The sequence below is a fragment of the Bacillus sp. Leaf49 genome (assembly GCF_001426125.1).
GTDB lineage: Bacteria > Bacillota > Bacilli > Bacillales > Bacillaceae > Bacillus > Bacillus altitudinis.
The window spans coordinates 67208-84210 of record NZ_LMRK01000021.1 but is presented as its reverse complement, the minus strand read 5'-3'; the positions used below and the strand labels follow the sequence as shown (position 1 = coordinate 84210).

Genomic DNA, 17003 nt, shown 5'->3' with positions numbered 1-17003 from the left:
GTTGTTTCATCCGTCTATTGATTGTATGGAACGCTTTTCAAGAACAAATTGTTCGAGACGGTCAAGTCCTTCTTTTAACGTTTCAAGTGAATATGCATAGGAAAGGCGCACATATCCTTCTCCGAGTGAAGAGAAAGCAGAACCAGGTACGACCGCAAGTCTTGTACTTTCTAACAACTCCATGCAAAAATCAAATGAACTCATCCCAAACGATTCAATGGAAGGGAAAATATAAAAAGCGCCGGAAGGCTTAATGACCGGAAGCCCCATAGAAATGAGTCGATCATATACATAGTCGAGTCTTTTCTTATATTGCTCTCTCATGATCAGTGCATCATCCACACCATTTGTCACTGCTTCAAGTGCCGCCTTTTGTGAGATAGCCGAGGCACAAGACACGTTATATTGATGTACTTTTAATACATGTTTAGCAATAGGAGCGGAAGCAAATAAAAAGCCGATTCTCCATCCGGTCATGCTATGAGACTTTGACAGTCCATTGATGACAATCGTCTGTTCCTTTAAGAAAGAAGCAATGGAATGATGCGGACGATCAAATGTCAACTCACTATAAATTTCATCAGATAGAATAAAAATATCCTTTCCTTCAAGAAGCTGTGCAATTTCTTTCAATTCTTCTTCTAATAGCGTGACCCCAGTTGGATTTGAAGGGTATGGAAGGACAACACACTTTGTCTTTTCCGTTAATGCATCTTCAATCAGCTTGGCATTTAATTTAAAACCGGCATTTGTTGTGTCGATATGCACGGGCACCGCACCGCACATCCGAATGATCGGTTCATAGCCAGGGTACACAGGGCCGGGCAGGATGACCTCATCGCCTTCAGTCAAAATGGTTCGAAACGCAGCATCAATTGCTTGACTCGCACCTGTTGTCACAATGATTTCTGTCTCTGCATCATAATCAAGATGGACTTTCTTTTTGATGTACTGCTGGATTGCTTGTCTTAGCTCTAAAAATCCAGCATTATGAGTATATGAGGTGAAATTCTCGTCAATGGCTGTTTTGGCAGCTGTTTTGACATGATGCGGCGTATAAAAATCGGGCTGACCTATGGTCAATGAAACGACATCCTCATATGAAGATACGAGATTTGAAAATGTTCGAATGCCTGAAATTTCAATATCCTTTACTCTTGGATTCAGCAAATGCTCCATTTCTCATCACCTTAAAAATTTATGTTTTTATCCTATTTTACCATTCACTGCATAAATGTCACCTGCGGAAAGGCTTCGGATATCGTTATATGTAGTCTATTCTCCTATCCATCACAGCATGAGTGATATATGAAGAAAGAGCAACATTTATTATAGCGTAACCTGCTCGGAAAATACAGCTCTGCTTAAGATGATTAGAATAAGGCAAAACGGTATAAACTGAAAGAATGAGAGAATGAAGTCATGGGAATTGCTTTCACAGGCATACGATCTCCTGAAGGAGGACGATAATAGATGGATCAATCAGCAAAGACATCGAAAATAGCCTTTTTATCCGTCATGAGTAATACGTTTGTTGTGGTCCTTAAAATCATTGTAGGGGTGTTAACTGGATCTGTTGCGGTTTTATCAGAAGCCATTCACTCTTTTCTCGATTTAATGGCCTCTTTTATTGCATTTATCTCTGTTCGTATTTCAAGAAAGCCGGCAGATTCAAAACATCCTTATGGACATGGGAAAGTTGAAAATATTTCTGGAACGATTGAAACTTTGTTGATTTTTGTTGCTGGGATTTGGATCATTTATGAGTGTGTTCATAAATTAATGCATCCTGAGCCTGTTAAACTGCCGGTACTTGGTATTGTGATCATGCTGATCGGCGCACTTATCAATTTTGTTGTGTCGAGAGTTGTGAACAAAGAGGCAGAGCGAGTACATTCTGTTGCCATGAAATCGAATGCACTGCATCTTTTAACAGATGTGTTTACGTCACTAGGAGTCGCCATTAGTTTATTGCTTGTTGCATTAACGGACTGGTATTTCCTCGATCCGATTATTGGAATGGTGCTAGCGCTCTATATTATGCGTGAAGCGTTTAAACTCATGAAGGAAGCCTTCCCACCGCTTGTCGACGCCCGGTTAACCCCCGAGGAAGAACAAGCGATTGAATCAATCATTCAAGGATTCAGTCAAGAGTTTATCGAATATCATGACTTTCGAACAAGACGATCCGGTGCTGAAGAATATATTGACTTCCATTTGATTGTTCATGGAAAAACAACCATTGAAGATGTTCACCAATTATGTGATCGAATTGAAGAGAACATTCAGCAGGCGTTTCCGCATGCACAAATCTTTATTCATGTAGAACCTGAAAGTGAAAGAAGCACACAAACGTAAAAAGGCGATACCACCTCTTTGAAGGTTGTATCGCCTTTTTTACGCTTCATCTATGAAATGAAATCAATATCCATAAGCAGTATCGTAATCTTCATACCAAGAGATATAAGCAGCATCTTCATTAGATAAACCATGTTTCATATCTAAAAAATCAGCTTCGCAAATATCTTCAATCACAGTCATTTCGTTGTTCTTTAATAGTACGACAGTTCCCATCATGAACACCTTTCTTTAAAAAATCCTTGACTATTGTACCATGTGAAACGTGATTGTCAACAGAAGAATCGAAATGAGACGAAAATATCACAAAATGTTAAAAAATCAGGCGTTGAAAGAACTAGATGTGCCATAATTTTCGTGAATTTTCAGTATTTATTCACATAAATCATCATTGAAAAATGATCTAAAATTCATGTAAAAATGTAAAGCTCCATTGATCTTGCGATATTCATAAGATATAATAACGAATGATTATAAGAAATTTATAGAAAACATACATAATAAAGGAGAAATAGGATGGAAACAAACATGTCAGAAGCACCTATTCAAGAAGAAAAACATCCTGAACTAGCTGGTGTAGGTTATCGCTTTCTTGCTCATCTTTTAGACGGTGTCATTATTAGTGTACCATTTTCATTCATTGTATTTATTCTCGCAACACTCTTTTTTGTCTCAAGCCCTGAGGCGGCATTTTTAATGTATGATGATAGCTATTACTATTCTTCAACGGTGATCACGGATGAAGAATGGGCAGTCATAATGGGCTTTATCTTTTTTTATGGCGTAACGATTTTAGTCGGTATCGCGGTGACTTGGCTTTATTATGCGATCATGGAATCATCAAAGCTGCAAGGAACTCTTGGCAAGATGGCTCTTGGCATCAAAGTGACAAAAGTAACGGGTGGAAAAATAACATTCGGGCGCGCGACAGGCCGCTTTTTTGCAAAAGGCTTTTTGTCTCCAATCTTATTCATTGGCTACATCATTGCGTTTTTCACAGAAAAAAAACAAGCACTTCACGACTTGATTGCAAGTACCATTGTCGTAAAGAAATAATGAAGAGAAGCACCTCTGCTAAATAGTAAGGGGTGCTTTTTGTATAGATTGCTTGTATGGAAGAGGGAAACTTCACATAAAGTAGAATGATAGTGAAAATAAAGCAGAGAAGGGAGTCAATCTATTGAAAAGAGGGAAAATGACCGTTCAGAAAAAAGGGGTAAGCTTCGGGCTCTTTTTCACCGCACCTGTTTTGGCCTGGGCATTGTATGATTTTGCAAATACGATATTTTCATCGAATATGATCACCATTTTCTTCCCATTTTACTTACAGGAGACGATAGGCGACAGTGCGAGGATGGATCAAATCGCCAGTACATTTATTTCTTATGCGAACGCACTTGCAAGCTTTTTCCTCGTCATTTTTACGCCTTTATACGGTGTGCTGATTGATCGTACAGGGAAAAAGAAGCGGTATATCACGGTGTTTACCCTGATTTGTATTGCCTGTACCTTTATGATGGGAATCTTTGCTGGGATTGATTTCTCAAGCGAATGGTTTGGTCTTCCTGTCTCCTTATTGGTGGTGGTTACCTTGTTCGTCATCGCCAAATTTTTCTATCACTCTAGTCTTGTTTTTTATGACACCATTTTGCCCGATCTTGGGACAAAGGATGAAATCCCCCTCATTTCTGGATTCGGTATTGCTGTCGGCTATTTAGGTACACTTGTCGGCCTTTCTGTTTATTTACTTGTAGGAAATGACCAGTTTCATGAAGCATTTATTCCGACAGCCCTTTTATTCTTTCTCTTTTTTCTTCCCTTTCTCTTTATTATAAAGGACCCCCACCCTCTGCCGCAGCAAGAGAGAAAGGCGTCTTTTTTCAGCGGGTATAAAGAGATTATTCGTACGTTTAAAGAGATGAAGCAGTACAAACCGGCCTTTATTTTTATGATCGCCTTCTTTTTTATGAATGATGCGTTGCAGACAGCGATTGCGATGATGGCTGTTTATGCAAAAATTATCATTGGTTTTACGGCAGGTCAATTTATTTTGCTGTATCTTGTGTCCACGATTTCAAGTATCATTGGCTCGTTTCTATTCGGATATGTCACAAAGGCCATCGGGGCAAAGCGCTCGATTACAGTCGTGTATGTCATTTTAATTGTGGCGCTCATTCTAGCTGTGACAGCGACAACGGAATGGGTCTTCTGGGTAGCAGGCAGTCTATTCGGCATTTCACTTGGCGCAAGCTGGGGATCATCACGAATCCTCATTATTGAGCTGACGCCTAAAGAAAAACGAGGGCAATTTTTTGGTCTCTTTGCGTTTTCGGGAAAGGTGTCTTCAATTGTTGGTCCCATCATTTATGGCTCCGTCACACTTCTATTTGCAGCACATGGGAATCTCGCAAGCCGTCTTGCATTAGGGTCTTTGCTCATCCTTGCAGCCATAGGACTTGTGATTCATCAATTCGTGCGAGAGAAAGCGTAAAGAAACGTCAACTTTTTACCCATGCTGCCGATATAAAAAGTACAATCTTATATTGAAGAATAGAGGGATTTCCGTGGCTTTAAACAAACAAGAAATTTTACTTGACTCTGGTACTAATGAATTGGAAATTGTGAAGTTTGAAATTGGTTCAAATCAATTCGGCATTAACGTCATGAAAGTAAGAGAAATTATTCAGCCAGTTGAGGTGACAGTTGTACCGCACTCTCACCAAGATGTAGAAGGGATGATTAGTTTACGAGGCGAGATTTTACCAGTCATCAATCTATTTTCCTTTTTTAATGTCGAGTCAGATCAGTCAGAACAAGAGAAATACATTGTGACTGAATTCAACCAACGGAAATTTGTGTTCCATACAGGAACGGTATCACAAATTCACCGCGTCAGCTGGGAAGAGATTGAAAAACCAACTGCACTCAATCAAGGAATGGACCGTCATTTAACAGGGATCATCAAGCTTGACGAGAAAATGATTTTCCTTCCAGATTACGAAAAAATCATCTATGATATTGAATCCGCATCTGGCGTAGACACATATCATATGTTTGACGGTGAGAAAGATGAGAGAAGAACAGGGAAGAAGCTGTATGTTGTTGAAGATTCTCCGCTTCTCATGCGCTTATTAACAAATGAATTAACCGAGGCAGGCTATAAAAACATTGTGACCTTTGAAGATGGGAAACAAGCATATGATCATGTCATGGATCTTGTCAGTAAAGGCATTAGTGTGACAGAAGAAATTGATATGATTATTACAGATATAGAAATGCCAAAAATGGATGGACATCGATTAACAAAGCTGCTGAAGGACAATCCTTTAACACAGTCCATTCCAATTCTCATTTTCTCTTCATTAATTACGGACGATCTGCGTCATAAAGGGGAAACCATCGGTGCAGATGATCAAATTAGTAAACCAGAAATTCATCAGTTGATTGAAAAAGTAGATCATTTTATTATCTAAAGAAAAAACCACTCGCTTTGGGTGGTTTTTCAGCGTGTAGACAAACCCTCGAATTCTTTGTCAGTCCTGCGCGCTGGTGCTCACGAATGTCAAATTCGCTCCGCGCCAGTACTTGTCCTTCCTAGACTGCAAAGGTTTTCTATCACGCTGAAAAGAAGACAAAGGGCTAAAATAAACAACATTTTAGCCCTTTGTCCATAATCTGAAAAACCACTCTCTTTGAGTGGTTTTTCTGTTTAAAAATAACTTTCCCCGAGCCGTTTGAAGACGGGTTTTGTATAATGTGATTTTTGTTTTGTGGCGGCAGGTTTTTCTTTTAAACCGACATACGTTTGAAGTATTTGTTTCGCTCGATTTAATGACATATTCGCTTTCGGATTGCGATATGATTGATTTAAATTTCCTAAGTGTGGCAAAAATTCGAAGTCTTCTTTAGTTGGTGGCAGATGAAAATAATAATCTCCAATTTCAATCAGCACGTCGGACTGTTGTTGACTATATCTGGGATTGTTAGAGAAATGTAGGCCCACTTTTCTTCCTTTACCTTCTTGCAATAGTTTTTGCAGCGCACGTTTTTTCAAAAGATAAAGAAACTTGGGATTTGGTGCGGTTTTAGCATGGCGGTTAACAGTATAAATGGCTTTTGCGATGTTTTCTGCTGTAGGTTCTATGTCTTTAGTATGAGCATAATCGTCCATTTTTTCTCTCCTTTGTCTTTCGTCTTCCTGTGCTTAGTATAAATTATACGTTTTTATTAGTAAATTGCAAATAGACTTATTGTAAAAAGCATTAGATTTTCATCACTCTTATTTACAATAGCCATTCATGATGATTCTGAAACGTGAAGAAGAACAATGAATGAATCCTTCTTAGCAAGAGCATCATCATTTATCCGGTATCCTTTCCAACTAGGCGTTTCAGTTGGATGTAAACGATGCCTTTGATTTTCTATATGATAAAGGTGTTGTATTTTTTATTCTTTTAAAAATACTAATAAAATAGCTAGTGCTGCTGAAGCCAACTTGGTAGGCGATTTCTGTTATGTTTAAGTCCGTCTTTTGAAGCAAAATGAGGCTTTGCTGAATTCGATATTCATTCACATAATGTATAGGAGATTTCTTTAAAATATCATTGAAATATCTACAGCATTCAGAGCGGCTTAATTGTCCTTCACGAGCGATATCTTGAAGAAGAACCTTTTCATGATAATGTTCATGAATCCAATTCAGCATATGTTTCATACGTTCATTTCTATCGTGCTTACGTGCATCATATGTCAGTTGAAAACGATTTTGTAAAAGGCATTTCCAAATCGTGATGAGCTGTATATTAAGTTCGAGTTCATAATATGCCGGAGTTTGTTCGATTAATCGTTGAATGATTTGTATACATTGATAGATTTGGTTTGGCCATCCGTCTTTTCGGTTGAATAAAATAAAAGGTGTTTGACTCGCATGCATATATGGATGAACGAACGTGGTGAATAACTCATTGGTTGTGATGAAGTGAGGTGAAACGTTTAAACAAATATAAGTACATGTCGTCCCATTTGCATCCTTTGCCATGTGTAAGCAGCCACTGTTGATGAATACACCATCTCCTTGCTGAATGTTTAATATCTTCTCGTTAATGTGAAATTCAGCCTCTCCCTCCAAAATAAAGACGAATTGAAATTCGTCGTGCCAATGAAGAGGGATATATCCGCTCATATGATCACGAATCTTTGTATGATATAGAGCAATAGGCCATGTGGTGGTTGAATGCTCCGTTAATTCTTTCAGTTTGTTGTCAATAAGAAAATGATGATTGTGCATGGTTCTCCTCAATATTCTTTTATTTTTATGTTCAATTGATATATCAATATGTAAAAAATTGAACTACTATCAACTATATTATCATGATTTTTTTAGAATTGAGGAGAATAAAAATGAAGAGGAGAAAGGGAATTTTTCTTGTACTGATAGGAGCTATCTGTTGGGGAGTAGGAGGAACCGTTTCACAAAAATTGTTTCAGCAATATGGAATTGACGTCCATTGGCTGGTCACTGTCAGGCTACTCATTTCAGGCGGGTTACTTTTATTTGTTCATTACATGACGAAAGAACGCACGCAATTGATTGGCGTGTTGAAAATGAAGAGTACGGCCATTCAAGTGCTGATATTTGGACTAATGGGCATGTTAGCTGTTCAATATACTTATATGGTGTCCATTCATCATGGGAATGCTGCGGTGGCTACATTGCTACAGTATACAGCACCTGTCATGATTATCGTGTATCTAGTATTTCGCCGGCAATCCACTTTTACAAAAAGAGATATGTTGACGGTCGCATTGGCTTTGGTTGGCATGTTTCTCTTATTGACGAATGGTTCCGTTTCCACATTAACTGTTCCAGCTGTCGCGGTATTTTGGGGAATACTATCAGCCGTGGCATTGTCCTTTTATACGTTATATCCAATCAAGCTGTTAAAACAATTCGATTCACTTGTTGTTGTTGGCTGGGCGATGCTTATAGGGGGAGCTGCCCTTAGCTTGGTCCATCCTCCATGGAAGGTGAATCTGTCTCAATTACCTTTTGAAGCATATATTTATTTATTATTTGTCATTGTATTTGGAACGATGATCGCATTTTGGTTTTACATCGAAAGTTTGAAGTATTTATCTCCGAAGGACTCAAGTTTAATTGGAAGTGTCGAACCCCTTGCAGCAGTGATAACCACTGTTTTCTGGTTAAAAGAGCCATTTGGTCTTTTCCAGTGGATAGGGACAGCGTGTATTGTATACATGATATTATTCATGGCATTATACCAGCCTAAAATAAGAGGGGAAAAGAAGAAATTGGGTTCATTGATAGATGATAAGGTAAATTAAATACGTGAAATGTATATAAAGTGAACTATTAAACGTAGATAACTACCTATTTTAAAATAAATGGGTAGTTAATGACTTATATGAGAACGGGATTGCCGGATAAAATCTACCATATGCAAGACAATCATGGTCGAACATATGGCTTAAGAACATGGACTATTTCGTATGGCTAGAATAAGCACAGTAAAAACAGCCGTTAAAATCAGTTTCACTCGTCATTTTTTTGGCTTCATCCATGGCGCTTTCACTGTTCATGTGTAGACCAATCAACGTACGGCTTGCTGCATCACCTAAAAATGCGCAGTCTTCTGTATGTACAACGTATTGTCCTTGATCATTTTTTGTATGAATAAAATAATAGCTTTTTAGCATACCCCTCACCTCCAACCTGACTATCCTACTATAAAACTTCCAATAATGTAAAGGTTTTTTATTAAAATTGATGCAATTTTATACATATTCCTTTTATTTCATAAAAAGGGAAATGTGTTGTAAAATATGAAGATCAAAGTCAATGAGAACAGAAAGGACGGTTTAGATTGAAAGATATTTTTACGCCTTTATTGGTCGCTTTTGTCGTTGGAGGCATTGTGTACATGGTAGATGATCGGCCGATTCATCCTCTTCTTCTTTTTTTTATCTTATTTATCAGCTTTTATACAGTCGATAGAATCGTTCATTTTGCTTCAAATCATTTCGATGAGCAGAAAAAATAATCGTCGTTTATGTTACTGCCATGAAAAAAGGACTTTCTATAGAAGAAAGTCCTCAGCGTGTAGACAAACCCTCGCATTCTTTGTCAGTCCTGCGTGCTGGTGCTCACGAATGTGAAATTCGCTCCGCGCCAGTACTCGTCCTTCCTAGACTGCAAAGGTTTTCTATCACACTGAAAAGAAGAAAAAGGGCTAAAATAATGTTTATTTTAGCCCTTTTTGCTTCATCTATTGTACTCCTTGCCCTTTTAATTCACGCTGCACATCTAAGTCAGCAGCTTCTCTGCTGAACTTTGGCAGTGTAATGAAGTAAAAAAGGAAGACGAGTAAAATAACAATACCCATTCCGTAATAAATGTAAGAAACATTGGTGATGAGCTTTGGAAATAACACGGCAATTAAACCTAGCGTCATTGATTGTGCAAACATGGTGAGCGGATCAACCCACCCTGATACGCGTCCCATCAGACGAGGGTGAACAATTCTTGGGAGCCAGCCTCCAATGACAATGTTGACTGGACCAATACATGTACCAATGACAAATGATGTGACATAAAATAACCATAATGTATGGGTAGAACCAAGGACAAAAATTAAAATACCTGCAACTAGAATTGGAATCGACATGAGATATTGCATCTTTACCTTTTTCGCAAGAATAGAGCCAAGTAAGCTTCCAACTAGAAGTCCGGCACCGATCGCGATCGTAAAAAAGGATGTATGCAGTTCAAAATGGTCCGGTGAAAGACCGTATTTCATTGTAAACATCGGAAGAACGGCAAATGCGCCATTCACAAGACCAAAAACAAAAAAGCCGAAAATTAAAGAAGCCAATAATTTATTTTTTAAAATATAGAGAATGCCTTCTTTAAAATCTTTTAGAGATGTTTTAACGGTCATGCCTTTCCAGCCTGCTTGTCCATTTGGCTGTCGTGCTTCAATTGGAATATTGCATGATCGAATGAGAATACCGGAAATAATAAAACTGACCAAATCAATGGTAATGGCACCGTGAAGTCCAATCGTTTTATACATAATGGCACCTATTCCAACACCAAATACCATAAACAAACTAAACAGCATCTGATTTAAACCAGCAGCTTTTGCATATTGATCTTTATTTAAAATGGCCTGAACGAGAGAGGCTTCAGCTGGATAGAAGAACTTCGTAATGGCACTTCGTATAAACAAGATCAAGAAAATAAGCGGCAGTGAATTAAAATAAATGACGATAAATAAAACGATCGTCAGCCCAGCTCGTATCCAATCACAATTCTCTGCGACTTTTTTACGATCAAAACGGTCTGCGACCACACCGACCATAAAAAAGACAAAGATCGTAGGCAGTGAATACATTAACTCTGCTAAAGTGGCGTAAGCGGGCTGATGACTAAAATGGTCGAGCAAATAAAAGGCAAACGCCATATTGCCTACTGTTGTCCCCATTTGCGAGGCAAGTGCTGCAAAAAAGAGACGAACAAAATTTCTGTTTTTAAAAATATCCATAAATACGCTCCTTAACCTGAAGATCCCACTTTCTATCATATAAAATTTTAACCATTCGTACAATTGATTTCTCCTACTGGCTAATGGTCACAGGTGTTCCATTTGGAACAATTGAAGCAAGTTCGATGACATTCTGATTGTACATGCGAATGCACCCTCTAGACACAGCTTTACCAATTGAAGACGGGTTATTCGTTCCATGGATGCCATAATGAACTTTTGAAAGGCTCAGCCAATAGGCGCCAAAGGGACCTCCTGGGTTTGGCTGTCTGTTGACAATATAATAAGAACCTGTCGGTGTCATGTTTAATATTCTACCAGTTGCAATCGGGTATGAGCGCAAGAGCTGTGATCCAGAAAACAGCACGAGACGTTTCGCTGAAATTGACACAGATATGCGGTAAGGGATCGTGTTAGGATCCGGTAACCCAGGGATGATGATGACTTCATTTTGTTCTGGCTCGCGGGCTTGAAGTGACGGATTTGCAGCCTTTAAAGCATCTGTCGTTGTTCGAAAATCAAGTGCTATAGAAGCAAGTGTTTCTCCACTTTTTACCGTGTATCGCAGCACGAAAGGACACTCCTTTTACTCAAATAAAAGAAGCCGTGATCCCCGTCTCACATATACTATATGGACGGGATCAGGCCCAGTAAGGTTTCTCCTAACATTTGTCATGAGAATGATCTTTGTTTATACATATGCAGGAAAAGGTGATTTGGCTTCTCTTTACACGTGAGATGTTAAGGTGAAAAAAGTGATTTCAGGTTTGGCTAAAAACCGAAGCGGCAGTCTAGTTGTCCCAAGCCCGCGGTTGACATAGATACGGTGCTGATAGCTACCGTATAAGCCTTCGACATATGTACGCCCAAAAGGTGCTGTGAGAATCGGTCCATAGAAAGGAAGCTGTATTTGACCACCATGCGTATGCCCAGAAAGCTGTAAGTTAATAGGTGTTGTTTCAAGCTCTAGTGCCGCATCAGGCTCATGCACAAGCAATAACGTAAAGAGATCAGAAGAGACTTCTCGTTTGATGAAATGGTAATCAGGCATACTCATCATGAGATCATCCAGTGTAGCGATCTGTATGAGTCCGCCTTCTTTTTCTAAGTGAAACACTTCATTTTTACATAATGTAAAACCGCAAGCTTTCATCGTTTCCTCATATAGATCAATGCCAAATGGTCCGTAGTCATGATTTCCGCATATGGCAAACTTTCCAAACGGAGCATCAAGCTTAGACAAAGAGGCTTTGGCTTTTTCATGTTCTTCAATCGATGATTCAAAATCAACAAGATCACCTGTAAACACAATGAGATCGGGAGATGCAGCGTTGATCTTTTGGACAACAATCTCTAAATCTTTTGCCGAAAATGTATCACTTAAATGAACATCACTAAATTGTGCAATTTTAAATTGGTCAAACGAAGCCGGTAGCTGAGCATCATGAATGGTGAGTGATACGGTGTCGATCATGCGCGGCTCAATGTACCGAGCATAGCCATAACCGGATGTGGTCGCCAAAAGTCCGAGAATACTCGCACCAGCTGCTCCTTTTAAAAATTGCCTACGGGAAAGTTGCTTCATATAAGACTCCTTTAAAAATAAAATTAAGTATAGCATGATTTTTGATGAATCTCCCATATGGTGTATGGAGGGGAAATCATGATATGATAGATGGATAATGAATGAATAGTCATTCAAAACGCACAAAGGGGGAGAACAAATGACGAAGCAAACAGTGATTGTCACAGGGGGATCAAGCGGAATGGGAAAGGCGATGGCGACTCATTTGGCACTCGGGGGCTGGAATGTTTTGATTACTGGAAGAACAGAAGAGACCCTTGAAACAACGGCAAATGAAATCAAACAGCAAGGTGGTTCGATCGCTTATTTTCAAATGGACGTGCGAGATCCAGAAGATGCTGATCAAATGGTGAAGTTTGCAGTAGATACATTTGGTGATGTGGATGCACTCATCAATAACGCAGCAGGCAACTTTTTAGTTCCAGCAGAAAAACTGTCTCCTAACGGCTGGAAAGCGGTCATTGATATTGTGCTAAATGGCACCTTTTTTTGCAGCCATGCAGTGGGCAACTATTGGATTCGTCAAAAGAAAAGCGGAAGTATGATCAACATGGTCGCCACATATGCATGGGGGGCTGGTGTTGGTGTAGCGCATTCAGCAGCCGCAAAAGCAGGCGTACTATCACTTACCCGAACGCTTGCAGTCGAATGGGGAAAGCAATATCGCATTCGCGTAAATGCCATTGCGCCGGGGCCCATTGAAAGAACAGGTGGTGCTGATAAACTGTGGGAATCTGAAGAGGCTGCCCAAAGAACATTAGATAGTGTTCCGCTCGGTAGACTTGGCACACCAGAAGAAATTGCAGAACTTGCGAGTTTCTTATTATCTGAGCATGCATCGTATATTAATGGAGATTGTATCACGATGGATGGGGGGCAATGGCTCAACCAATCACCATTTTGAATGACCGTGTAAGACCTGCTTTTGATATGGTATAATCACACAAAGAGAGAAGCAGGTGATGAATATGGTCGATCCATTGGATATTTTAACGAATATTGAAGATGTTTTCCCTCACTATCAAGCAATCTTCAGTGCGGAGGAACAAAAAGTGATAGGCTATGAGATTCTTGGAAGAATGAAGCTTGAGTCGGGAACAGTTAGTCTAGGCTCCTTCTTTACGGATTCATCTATTCCTGACGAATATAAATTGGAAGTAGATCACAAAGTATTAAGTCAAGCGCTTGATCTCTTCACAACCGCAGATGAAGATTTGCTCATCTTTATTAATCATGATGCGAACGTCCTCATGCTTGATCATGGCGAAAGTTTTTTAGAACTTTTAAAAGAATATGAAGCAAAGGGTATTCAGCTTAGCCGGTTTGTCATTGAAATTACTGAACATACGTTTAGCGGCGACATTGAACAGCTTTACCATACGTTAACGTATTATCGTACATATGGGATCAAAATCGCCGTATCTAATATAGGAAAAGAAAGCAGCAATCTTGACCGGATTGCTCTGCTTTCACCTGATCTATTAAAAATAGATCTACAGGCTTTAAGGGCTTCGTCTCCATCTCCTTCCTATGAATATGTGTTATACAGCATTTCACTTCTTGCAAGAAAAATAGGAGCGGCTTTAATCTATGAAGACATTGAAGCGAATTTTCAGCTGCAATATGCATGGAGAAATGGCGGAAGATATTTTCAAGGCTTCTACCTTCACGAGCCTGCGGCAGAATTAATTGACCGGAACAAACGAAAAGAGCGGCTTAAAGAAGAATTTCAGCAATTCATTGCCCATGAGAAAAAGAAACTCCAAGCTGTCTATGAACATTCTGAAACCTTTTATAAGCGAATACATCAAGCCGTCAGTACGTTAAAAAAATCATGCAGCACAAATGATGAACTTATACAAAAACTGGCACATGAACTAACCGATTGCAGCTTTCGCATTTATATGTGTAATGAAGAAGGGTTTCAAATCACTGGGAATGTGTTTAAGAAAGAGAAAGAATGGCTGTTTCAGCCAGAGTATATAGAGAAAAACTGGAGCTGGCGCCCTTATTTTCTAGCGAATATTCTTCAAATGAGAATTAGCGGAAAAGGATTTTTCAGCGATATCTACAGTGATTTAGAAACTGGAGAACGAATACGTACGTTTTCTTATCCGTTAGAGGGAGACGTGTATTTGTTTGTAGATCTTCCGTATGCTTATCTATATGAGCAGGAAGGATTAATTTAAAAGCAGCCGTCATGGCTGTTTTTTTTATTAGAAAAAAGATAGAAAAAATGGTTGACAATGAAACTGATAATCATTATCATTTAGTTATAGAGAGAAGCTACTCTCTGTTCCCCAACCCCTCTATCAGATCAAGATCCAAAAAACTTGGCGCTACCCCCGCCAAGTTTTTTTTGTGCGCCAATCATTCCCTTCATGCATAGGACATCCCAATTCATCCATACACCTTAAATGATGATAGTTAGACAGTAGGAGGGAAAAGTCATGATCAAACGTGACAAGCGGCTGCTGATTGATTTACCAATGCCTGATCACCCAGATGCAAATGGTGCAGCGGCTGTGCAAGAATTACTCGGCGGAAAATTTGGTGAAATGTCCACATTAAATAACTACATGTTTCAATCGTTTAACTTTAGAGGGAAACGAAAGCTCAAACCATTTTATGATCTTGTATCAAGTATTACAGCTGAAGAATTCGGTCATGTAGAGCTTGTGACAACTGCAGTCAATCTCATGATTACGGGAACCACCCATGGGGGCGATCCAGATACGACCCCGATGAAAGCGGCTGTTGATAAACGAAATACGCAGCATTTTATCCAAACGGCACAAACAGGCTATCCGTTTGACTCCATGGCAAAGCCGTGGACAGGTGAGAATGTGTTCTCAAGTGGTAATCTGATTCTGGATCTTCTTCATAACTTCTTCCTAGAGTGCGGAGCTCGTACGCATAAAATGCGCGTATATGAAATGACGGATCACCCTACGGCAAGAGAAATGATCGGTTATTTACTTGTCAGAGGCGGCGTACATGTTGTGGCGTATGCAAAAGCCCTTGAGGTAGCGACAGGAGTAGATGTTGGGAAGATGCTGCCGATTCCAAATCTCGACAATAAATACTTTGATTCTGCAAGAAAGTTTGAAGATCAAAATGTTCATACAAAGCTGTATACATTTAGTGACACGGATTATAAGGATATCAATCAAATTTGGAAAGGAAACCATCCGATTGATGGAAAGCCGCTGACAGTTATTGAGGGTACGCCAAAAGGTGCACCCGTGCCAGATTATAGAGATTTGCCGGAAGAGTTTGCTCCAGGTATTTCAAAAGAAGATTTTGACGAAATTGCGAAACGCCTGATGAGATCGGCCGGTTTATAAAAAACAAGATGCATGAGATAAGAAAAAAGACTCAAAATAAAAAAACAGATTCTTTTTCTTTTTTTGAATTCAAGAGGAAAAATATCATCTGAGAACACTTTATGGTATGATGCTTTGTAGGACTTGTGTATAATCAATACGGGTTCATCTTGAGTTGTTTTTTTGAAAGGAGTCTTTTTTTAGAATGTCACAATTAATGGGTATCATTACAAGGCTGCAAAGTCTTCAAGAGACAGCAGAAGCTGCAAACGAGCCGGCACAGCGTTATTTCGAAGTGAACGGTGAGAAAATCTGTAGTGTTAAGTATTTCGAAAAGAATCAAACGTTTGAATTGACTGTTTTTCAACAAGGGGATAAGCCAAACACTTTCCCATTTGACAACATTGATATGATTTCGATTGAGATTTTTGAGCTTCTACAATCCTAAGCTGAATCGTATGAAATGTTTTTTCTAAGAATTCCTTCGTTGATTGCGGAAGCATACACTTCATAAGTGATGAACAAATGGAAGATGATCATTCAGTGCAATATTCGGATAAGAGACCATTAAAAAGGAGTTCCTTTCTGTGAGTGATTCTTTTTTCTTTAATCTTTCTGAAGAGCATTTAGCGTTTTCTGATGTTGTCATGAGAATGAAAGACTTTATTCAAAAAGACCCGAGATCTGTTTATGTACTATCAATTGGTACGGACTCTCAGGTCAATCAGAATGTCACAACATTTATGACTGCCATTCATCTTCACCGGATCGGCAAAGGAGCTTGGGGCTGTCTCACGCAGCAAGTGTTGAATCGGCCTGTACAAAGTCTTAGAGAAAAAATTTCATTAGAGACAGCGTTTAGCCAAAAGGTATGTGCAGACATCCTTGAGGGACCTTTAACAGAACTGATGGATTTGCTTCTTCCGTTTGCTGAGGAAGAGGCAGACCTTCGTTTTGAAGTCCATCTAGATATTGGCAAAAAAGGAAGTACAAAAGAGCTGATCCAGGAAATGACCGGAATGATCACAGCCATGGGAATTGAAGCAAAAATAAAACCCGACTCATACGCAGCATTTTGCTACGCCAATCGATACACAAAATAAATTCCGTCATTTTTCTCCAAACGTTGTCGAAACGTGCGGTTGACGATTCGATTCTAGTTCCTTATTC

19 protein-coding genes are annotated in these 17003 nt (G+C 39.2%); 11 read left to right on the top strand and 8 right to left on the bottom strand.

The window, feature by feature from the left end:
* Window positions 1-6: 6 nt before the first annotated feature.
* Window positions 7-1179: an aminotransferase A gene (locus tag ASG46_RS13555; RefSeq protein ID WP_007498694.1), complete on the bottom strand. Its 1173-nt coding sequence runs from the start codon at window positions 1177-1179 to the stop codon at window positions 7-9.
* A gap of 294 nt (window positions 1180-1473) precedes the next feature.
* Between ASG46_RS13555 and ASG46_RS13550 the strand changes: the two genes are divergently transcribed.
* Window positions 1474-2358 carry a cation diffusion facilitator family transporter gene (locus ASG46_RS13550; RefSeq protein ID WP_056704830.1) on the top strand — a complete coding sequence of 295 codons (885 nt, stop codon included), beginning with the start codon at window positions 1474-1476 and terminating at the stop codon, window positions 2356-2358.
* 63 nt (window positions 2359-2421) lie between these two features.
* Here ASG46_RS13550 and ASG46_RS21135 read toward each other — a convergent pair whose 3' ends face one another.
* Window positions 2422-2574 (bottom strand): hypothetical protein, encoded by a 153-nt coding sequence (locus ASG46_RS21135; protein WP_017367142.1) that lies wholly within the window; start codon window positions 2572-2574, stop codon window positions 2422-2424.
* A 300-nt stretch (window positions 2575-2874) separates the two neighbouring features.
* Here ASG46_RS21135 and ASG46_RS13545 point away from each other — a divergent pair, with 300 nt between their 5' ends.
* The 3 genes from ASG46_RS13545 (at window position 2875) to ASG46_RS13535 (ending at window position 5831) form a co-directional block, all read left to right on the top strand.
* The gene (locus ASG46_RS13545; RefSeq protein WP_039169112.1) at window positions 2875-3414 is read left to right on the top strand and encodes an RDD family protein; all 540 of its coding nucleotides are present in this window, start codon (window positions 2875-2877) and stop codon (window positions 3412-3414) included.
* 124 nt (window positions 3415-3538) lie between these two features.
* Window positions 3539-4849: an MFS transporter gene (locus ASG46_RS13540; protein ID WP_008348037.1), complete on the top strand. Its 1311-nt coding sequence runs from the start codon at window positions 3539-3541 to the stop codon at window positions 4847-4849.
* Between the two features lie 73 nt (window positions 4850-4922).
* Entirely contained in the window at window positions 4923-5831 is a 909-nt protein-coding gene (locus ASG46_RS13535; RefSeq protein ID WP_008348035.1) for a chemotaxis protein, read from the top strand.
* A gap of 236 nt (window positions 5832-6067) precedes the next feature.
* Here the strand turns inward: ASG46_RS13535 and ASG46_RS13530 are convergent, their stop codons facing one another.
* Window positions 6068-6529, bottom strand: a complete 462-nt coding sequence (locus ASG46_RS13530) for a YkyB family protein (protein WP_007498684.1) — start codon at window positions 6527-6529, stop codon at window positions 6068-6070.
* 219 nt (window positions 6530-6748) lie between these two features.
* Window positions 6749-7645, bottom strand: a complete 897-nt coding sequence (locus tag ASG46_RS13525) for an AraC family transcriptional regulator (protein ID WP_008348020.1) — start codon at window positions 7643-7645, stop codon at window positions 6749-6751.
* Between the two features lie 113 nt (window positions 7646-7758).
* Here ASG46_RS13525 and ASG46_RS13520 point away from each other — a divergent pair, with 113 nt between their 5' ends.
* On the top strand, window positions 7759-8703 hold the full coding sequence (locus ASG46_RS13520) for a DMT family transporter (RefSeq protein WP_056704828.1): 945 nt from the start codon (window positions 7759-7761) through the stop codon (window positions 8701-8703).
* Between the two features lie 156 nt (window positions 8704-8859).
* Here ASG46_RS13520 and ASG46_RS13515 read toward each other — a convergent pair whose 3' ends face one another.
* Window positions 8860-9075 carry a hypothetical protein gene (locus ASG46_RS13515; protein WP_008348016.1) on the bottom strand — a complete coding sequence of 72 codons (216 nt, stop codon included), beginning with the start codon at window positions 9073-9075 and terminating at the stop codon, window positions 8860-8862.
* Between the two features lie 167 nt (window positions 9076-9242).
* On the opposite strand from ASG46_RS13515, the gene ASG46_RS21130 reads away from it, so the two are divergent.
* Window positions 9243-9419, top strand: a complete 177-nt coding sequence (locus tag ASG46_RS21130; RefSeq protein WP_200939624.1) for a hypothetical protein — start codon at window positions 9243-9245, stop codon at window positions 9417-9419.
* Window positions 9420-9644: 225 nt separating this feature from the next.
* Here ASG46_RS21130 and ASG46_RS13510 read toward each other — a convergent pair whose 3' ends face one another.
* The 3 genes from ASG46_RS13510 to ASG46_RS13500 form a co-directional block, all read right to left on the bottom strand.
* A complete protein-coding gene (locus tag ASG46_RS13510; protein WP_056704826.1) occupies window positions 9645-10922 on the bottom strand; it encodes an MFS transporter in 1278 nt (425 codons plus the stop codon).
* Between the two features lie 73 nt (window positions 10923-10995).
* Complete coding sequence (locus ASG46_RS13505; protein WP_008348009.1) at window positions 10996-11493, bottom strand: L,D-transpeptidase family protein; 498 nt, start codon at window positions 11491-11493, stop codon at window positions 10996-10998.
* Between the two features lie 156 nt (window positions 11494-11649).
* Window positions 11650-12507 carry a metallophosphoesterase gene (locus ASG46_RS13500; RefSeq protein WP_056704824.1) on the bottom strand — a complete coding sequence of 286 codons (858 nt, stop codon included), beginning with the start codon at window positions 12505-12507 and terminating at the stop codon, window positions 11650-11652.
* 139 nt (window positions 12508-12646) lie between these two features.
* Between ASG46_RS13500 and fadH the strand changes: the two genes are divergently transcribed.
* The 5 genes from fadH (at window position 12647) to ASG46_RS13475 (ending at window position 16936) form a co-directional block, all read left to right on the top strand.
* The gene (gene fadH, locus ASG46_RS13495; protein ID WP_056704822.1) at window positions 12647-13411 is read left to right on the top strand and encodes a 2,4-dienoyl-CoA reductase; all 765 of its coding nucleotides are present in this window, start codon (window positions 12647-12649) and stop codon (window positions 13409-13411) included.
* Between the two features lie 64 nt (window positions 13412-13475).
* Window positions 13476-14696, top strand: a complete 1221-nt coding sequence (locus tag ASG46_RS13490) for an EAL domain-containing protein (protein ID WP_056704821.1) — start codon at window positions 13476-13478, stop codon at window positions 14694-14696.
* Between the two features lie 261 nt (window positions 14697-14957).
* The gene (locus ASG46_RS13485; protein ID WP_007498675.1) at window positions 14958-15854 is read left to right on the top strand and encodes a manganese catalase family protein; all 897 of its coding nucleotides are present in this window, start codon (window positions 14958-14960) and stop codon (window positions 15852-15854) included.
* A 184-nt stretch (window positions 15855-16038) separates the two neighbouring features.
* Window positions 16039-16281 (top strand): YkuJ family protein, encoded by a 243-nt coding sequence (locus ASG46_RS13480; protein WP_003212254.1) that lies wholly within the window; start codon window positions 16039-16041, stop codon window positions 16279-16281.
* A gap of 139 nt (window positions 16282-16420) precedes the next feature.
* A complete protein-coding gene (locus ASG46_RS13475) occupies window positions 16421-16936 on the top strand; it encodes a ribonuclease H-like YkuK family protein (RefSeq protein ID WP_056704819.1) in 516 nt (171 codons plus the stop codon).
* Window positions 16937-17003: the final 67 nt, after the last annotated feature.

Coding starts and splice junctions, on each gene's coding strand:
- ASG46_RS13550 (WP_056704830.1), top strand. CDS start 1,474: ATGGATCAATCAGCAAAGACATCGAAAATAGCCTTTTTATCCGTCATG.
- ASG46_RS13490 (WP_056704821.1), top strand. CDS start 13,476: ATGGTCGATCCATTGGATATTTTAACGAATATTGAAGATGTTTTCCCT.
- ASG46_RS13530 (WP_007498684.1), bottom strand. CDS start 6,529: ATGGACGATTATGCTCATACTAAAGACATAGAACCTACAGCAGAAAAC.
- ASG46_RS13555 (WP_007498694.1), bottom strand. CDS start 1,179: ATGGAGCATTTGCTGAATCCAAGAGTAAAGGATATTGAAATTTCAGGC.
- ASG46_RS21135 (WP_017367142.1), bottom strand. CDS start 2,574: ATGGGAACTGTCGTACTATTAAAGAACAACGAAATGACTGTGATTGAA.
- fadH (WP_056704822.1), top strand. CDS start 12,647: ATGACGAAGCAAACAGTGATTGTCACAGGGGGATCAAGCGGAATGGGA.
- ASG46_RS13510 (WP_056704826.1), bottom strand. CDS start 10,922: ATGGATATTTTTAAAAACAGAAATTTTGTTCGTCTCTTTTTTGCAGCA.
- ASG46_RS13500 (WP_056704824.1), bottom strand. CDS start 12,507: ATGAAGCAACTTTCCCGTAGGCAATTTTTAAAAGGAGCAGCTGGTGCG.
- ASG46_RS13485 (WP_007498675.1), top strand. CDS start 14,958: ATGATCAAACGTGACAAGCGGCTGCTGATTGATTTACCAATGCCTGAT.
- ASG46_RS13480 (WP_003212254.1), top strand. CDS start 16,039: ATGTCACAATTAATGGGTATCATTACAAGGCTGCAAAGTCTTCAAGAG.
- ASG46_RS13545 (WP_039169112.1), top strand. CDS start 2,875: ATGGAAACAAACATGTCAGAAGCACCTATTCAAGAAGAAAAACATCCT.
- ASG46_RS13515 (WP_008348016.1), bottom strand. CDS start 9,075: ATGCTAAAAAGCTATTATTTTATTCATACAAAAAATGATCAAGGACAA.
- ASG46_RS13520 (WP_056704828.1), top strand. CDS start 7,759: ATGAAGAGGAGAAAGGGAATTTTTCTTGTACTGATAGGAGCTATCTGT.
- ASG46_RS13525 (WP_008348020.1), bottom strand. CDS start 7,645: ATGCACAATCATCATTTTCTTATTGACAACAAACTGAAAGAATTAACG.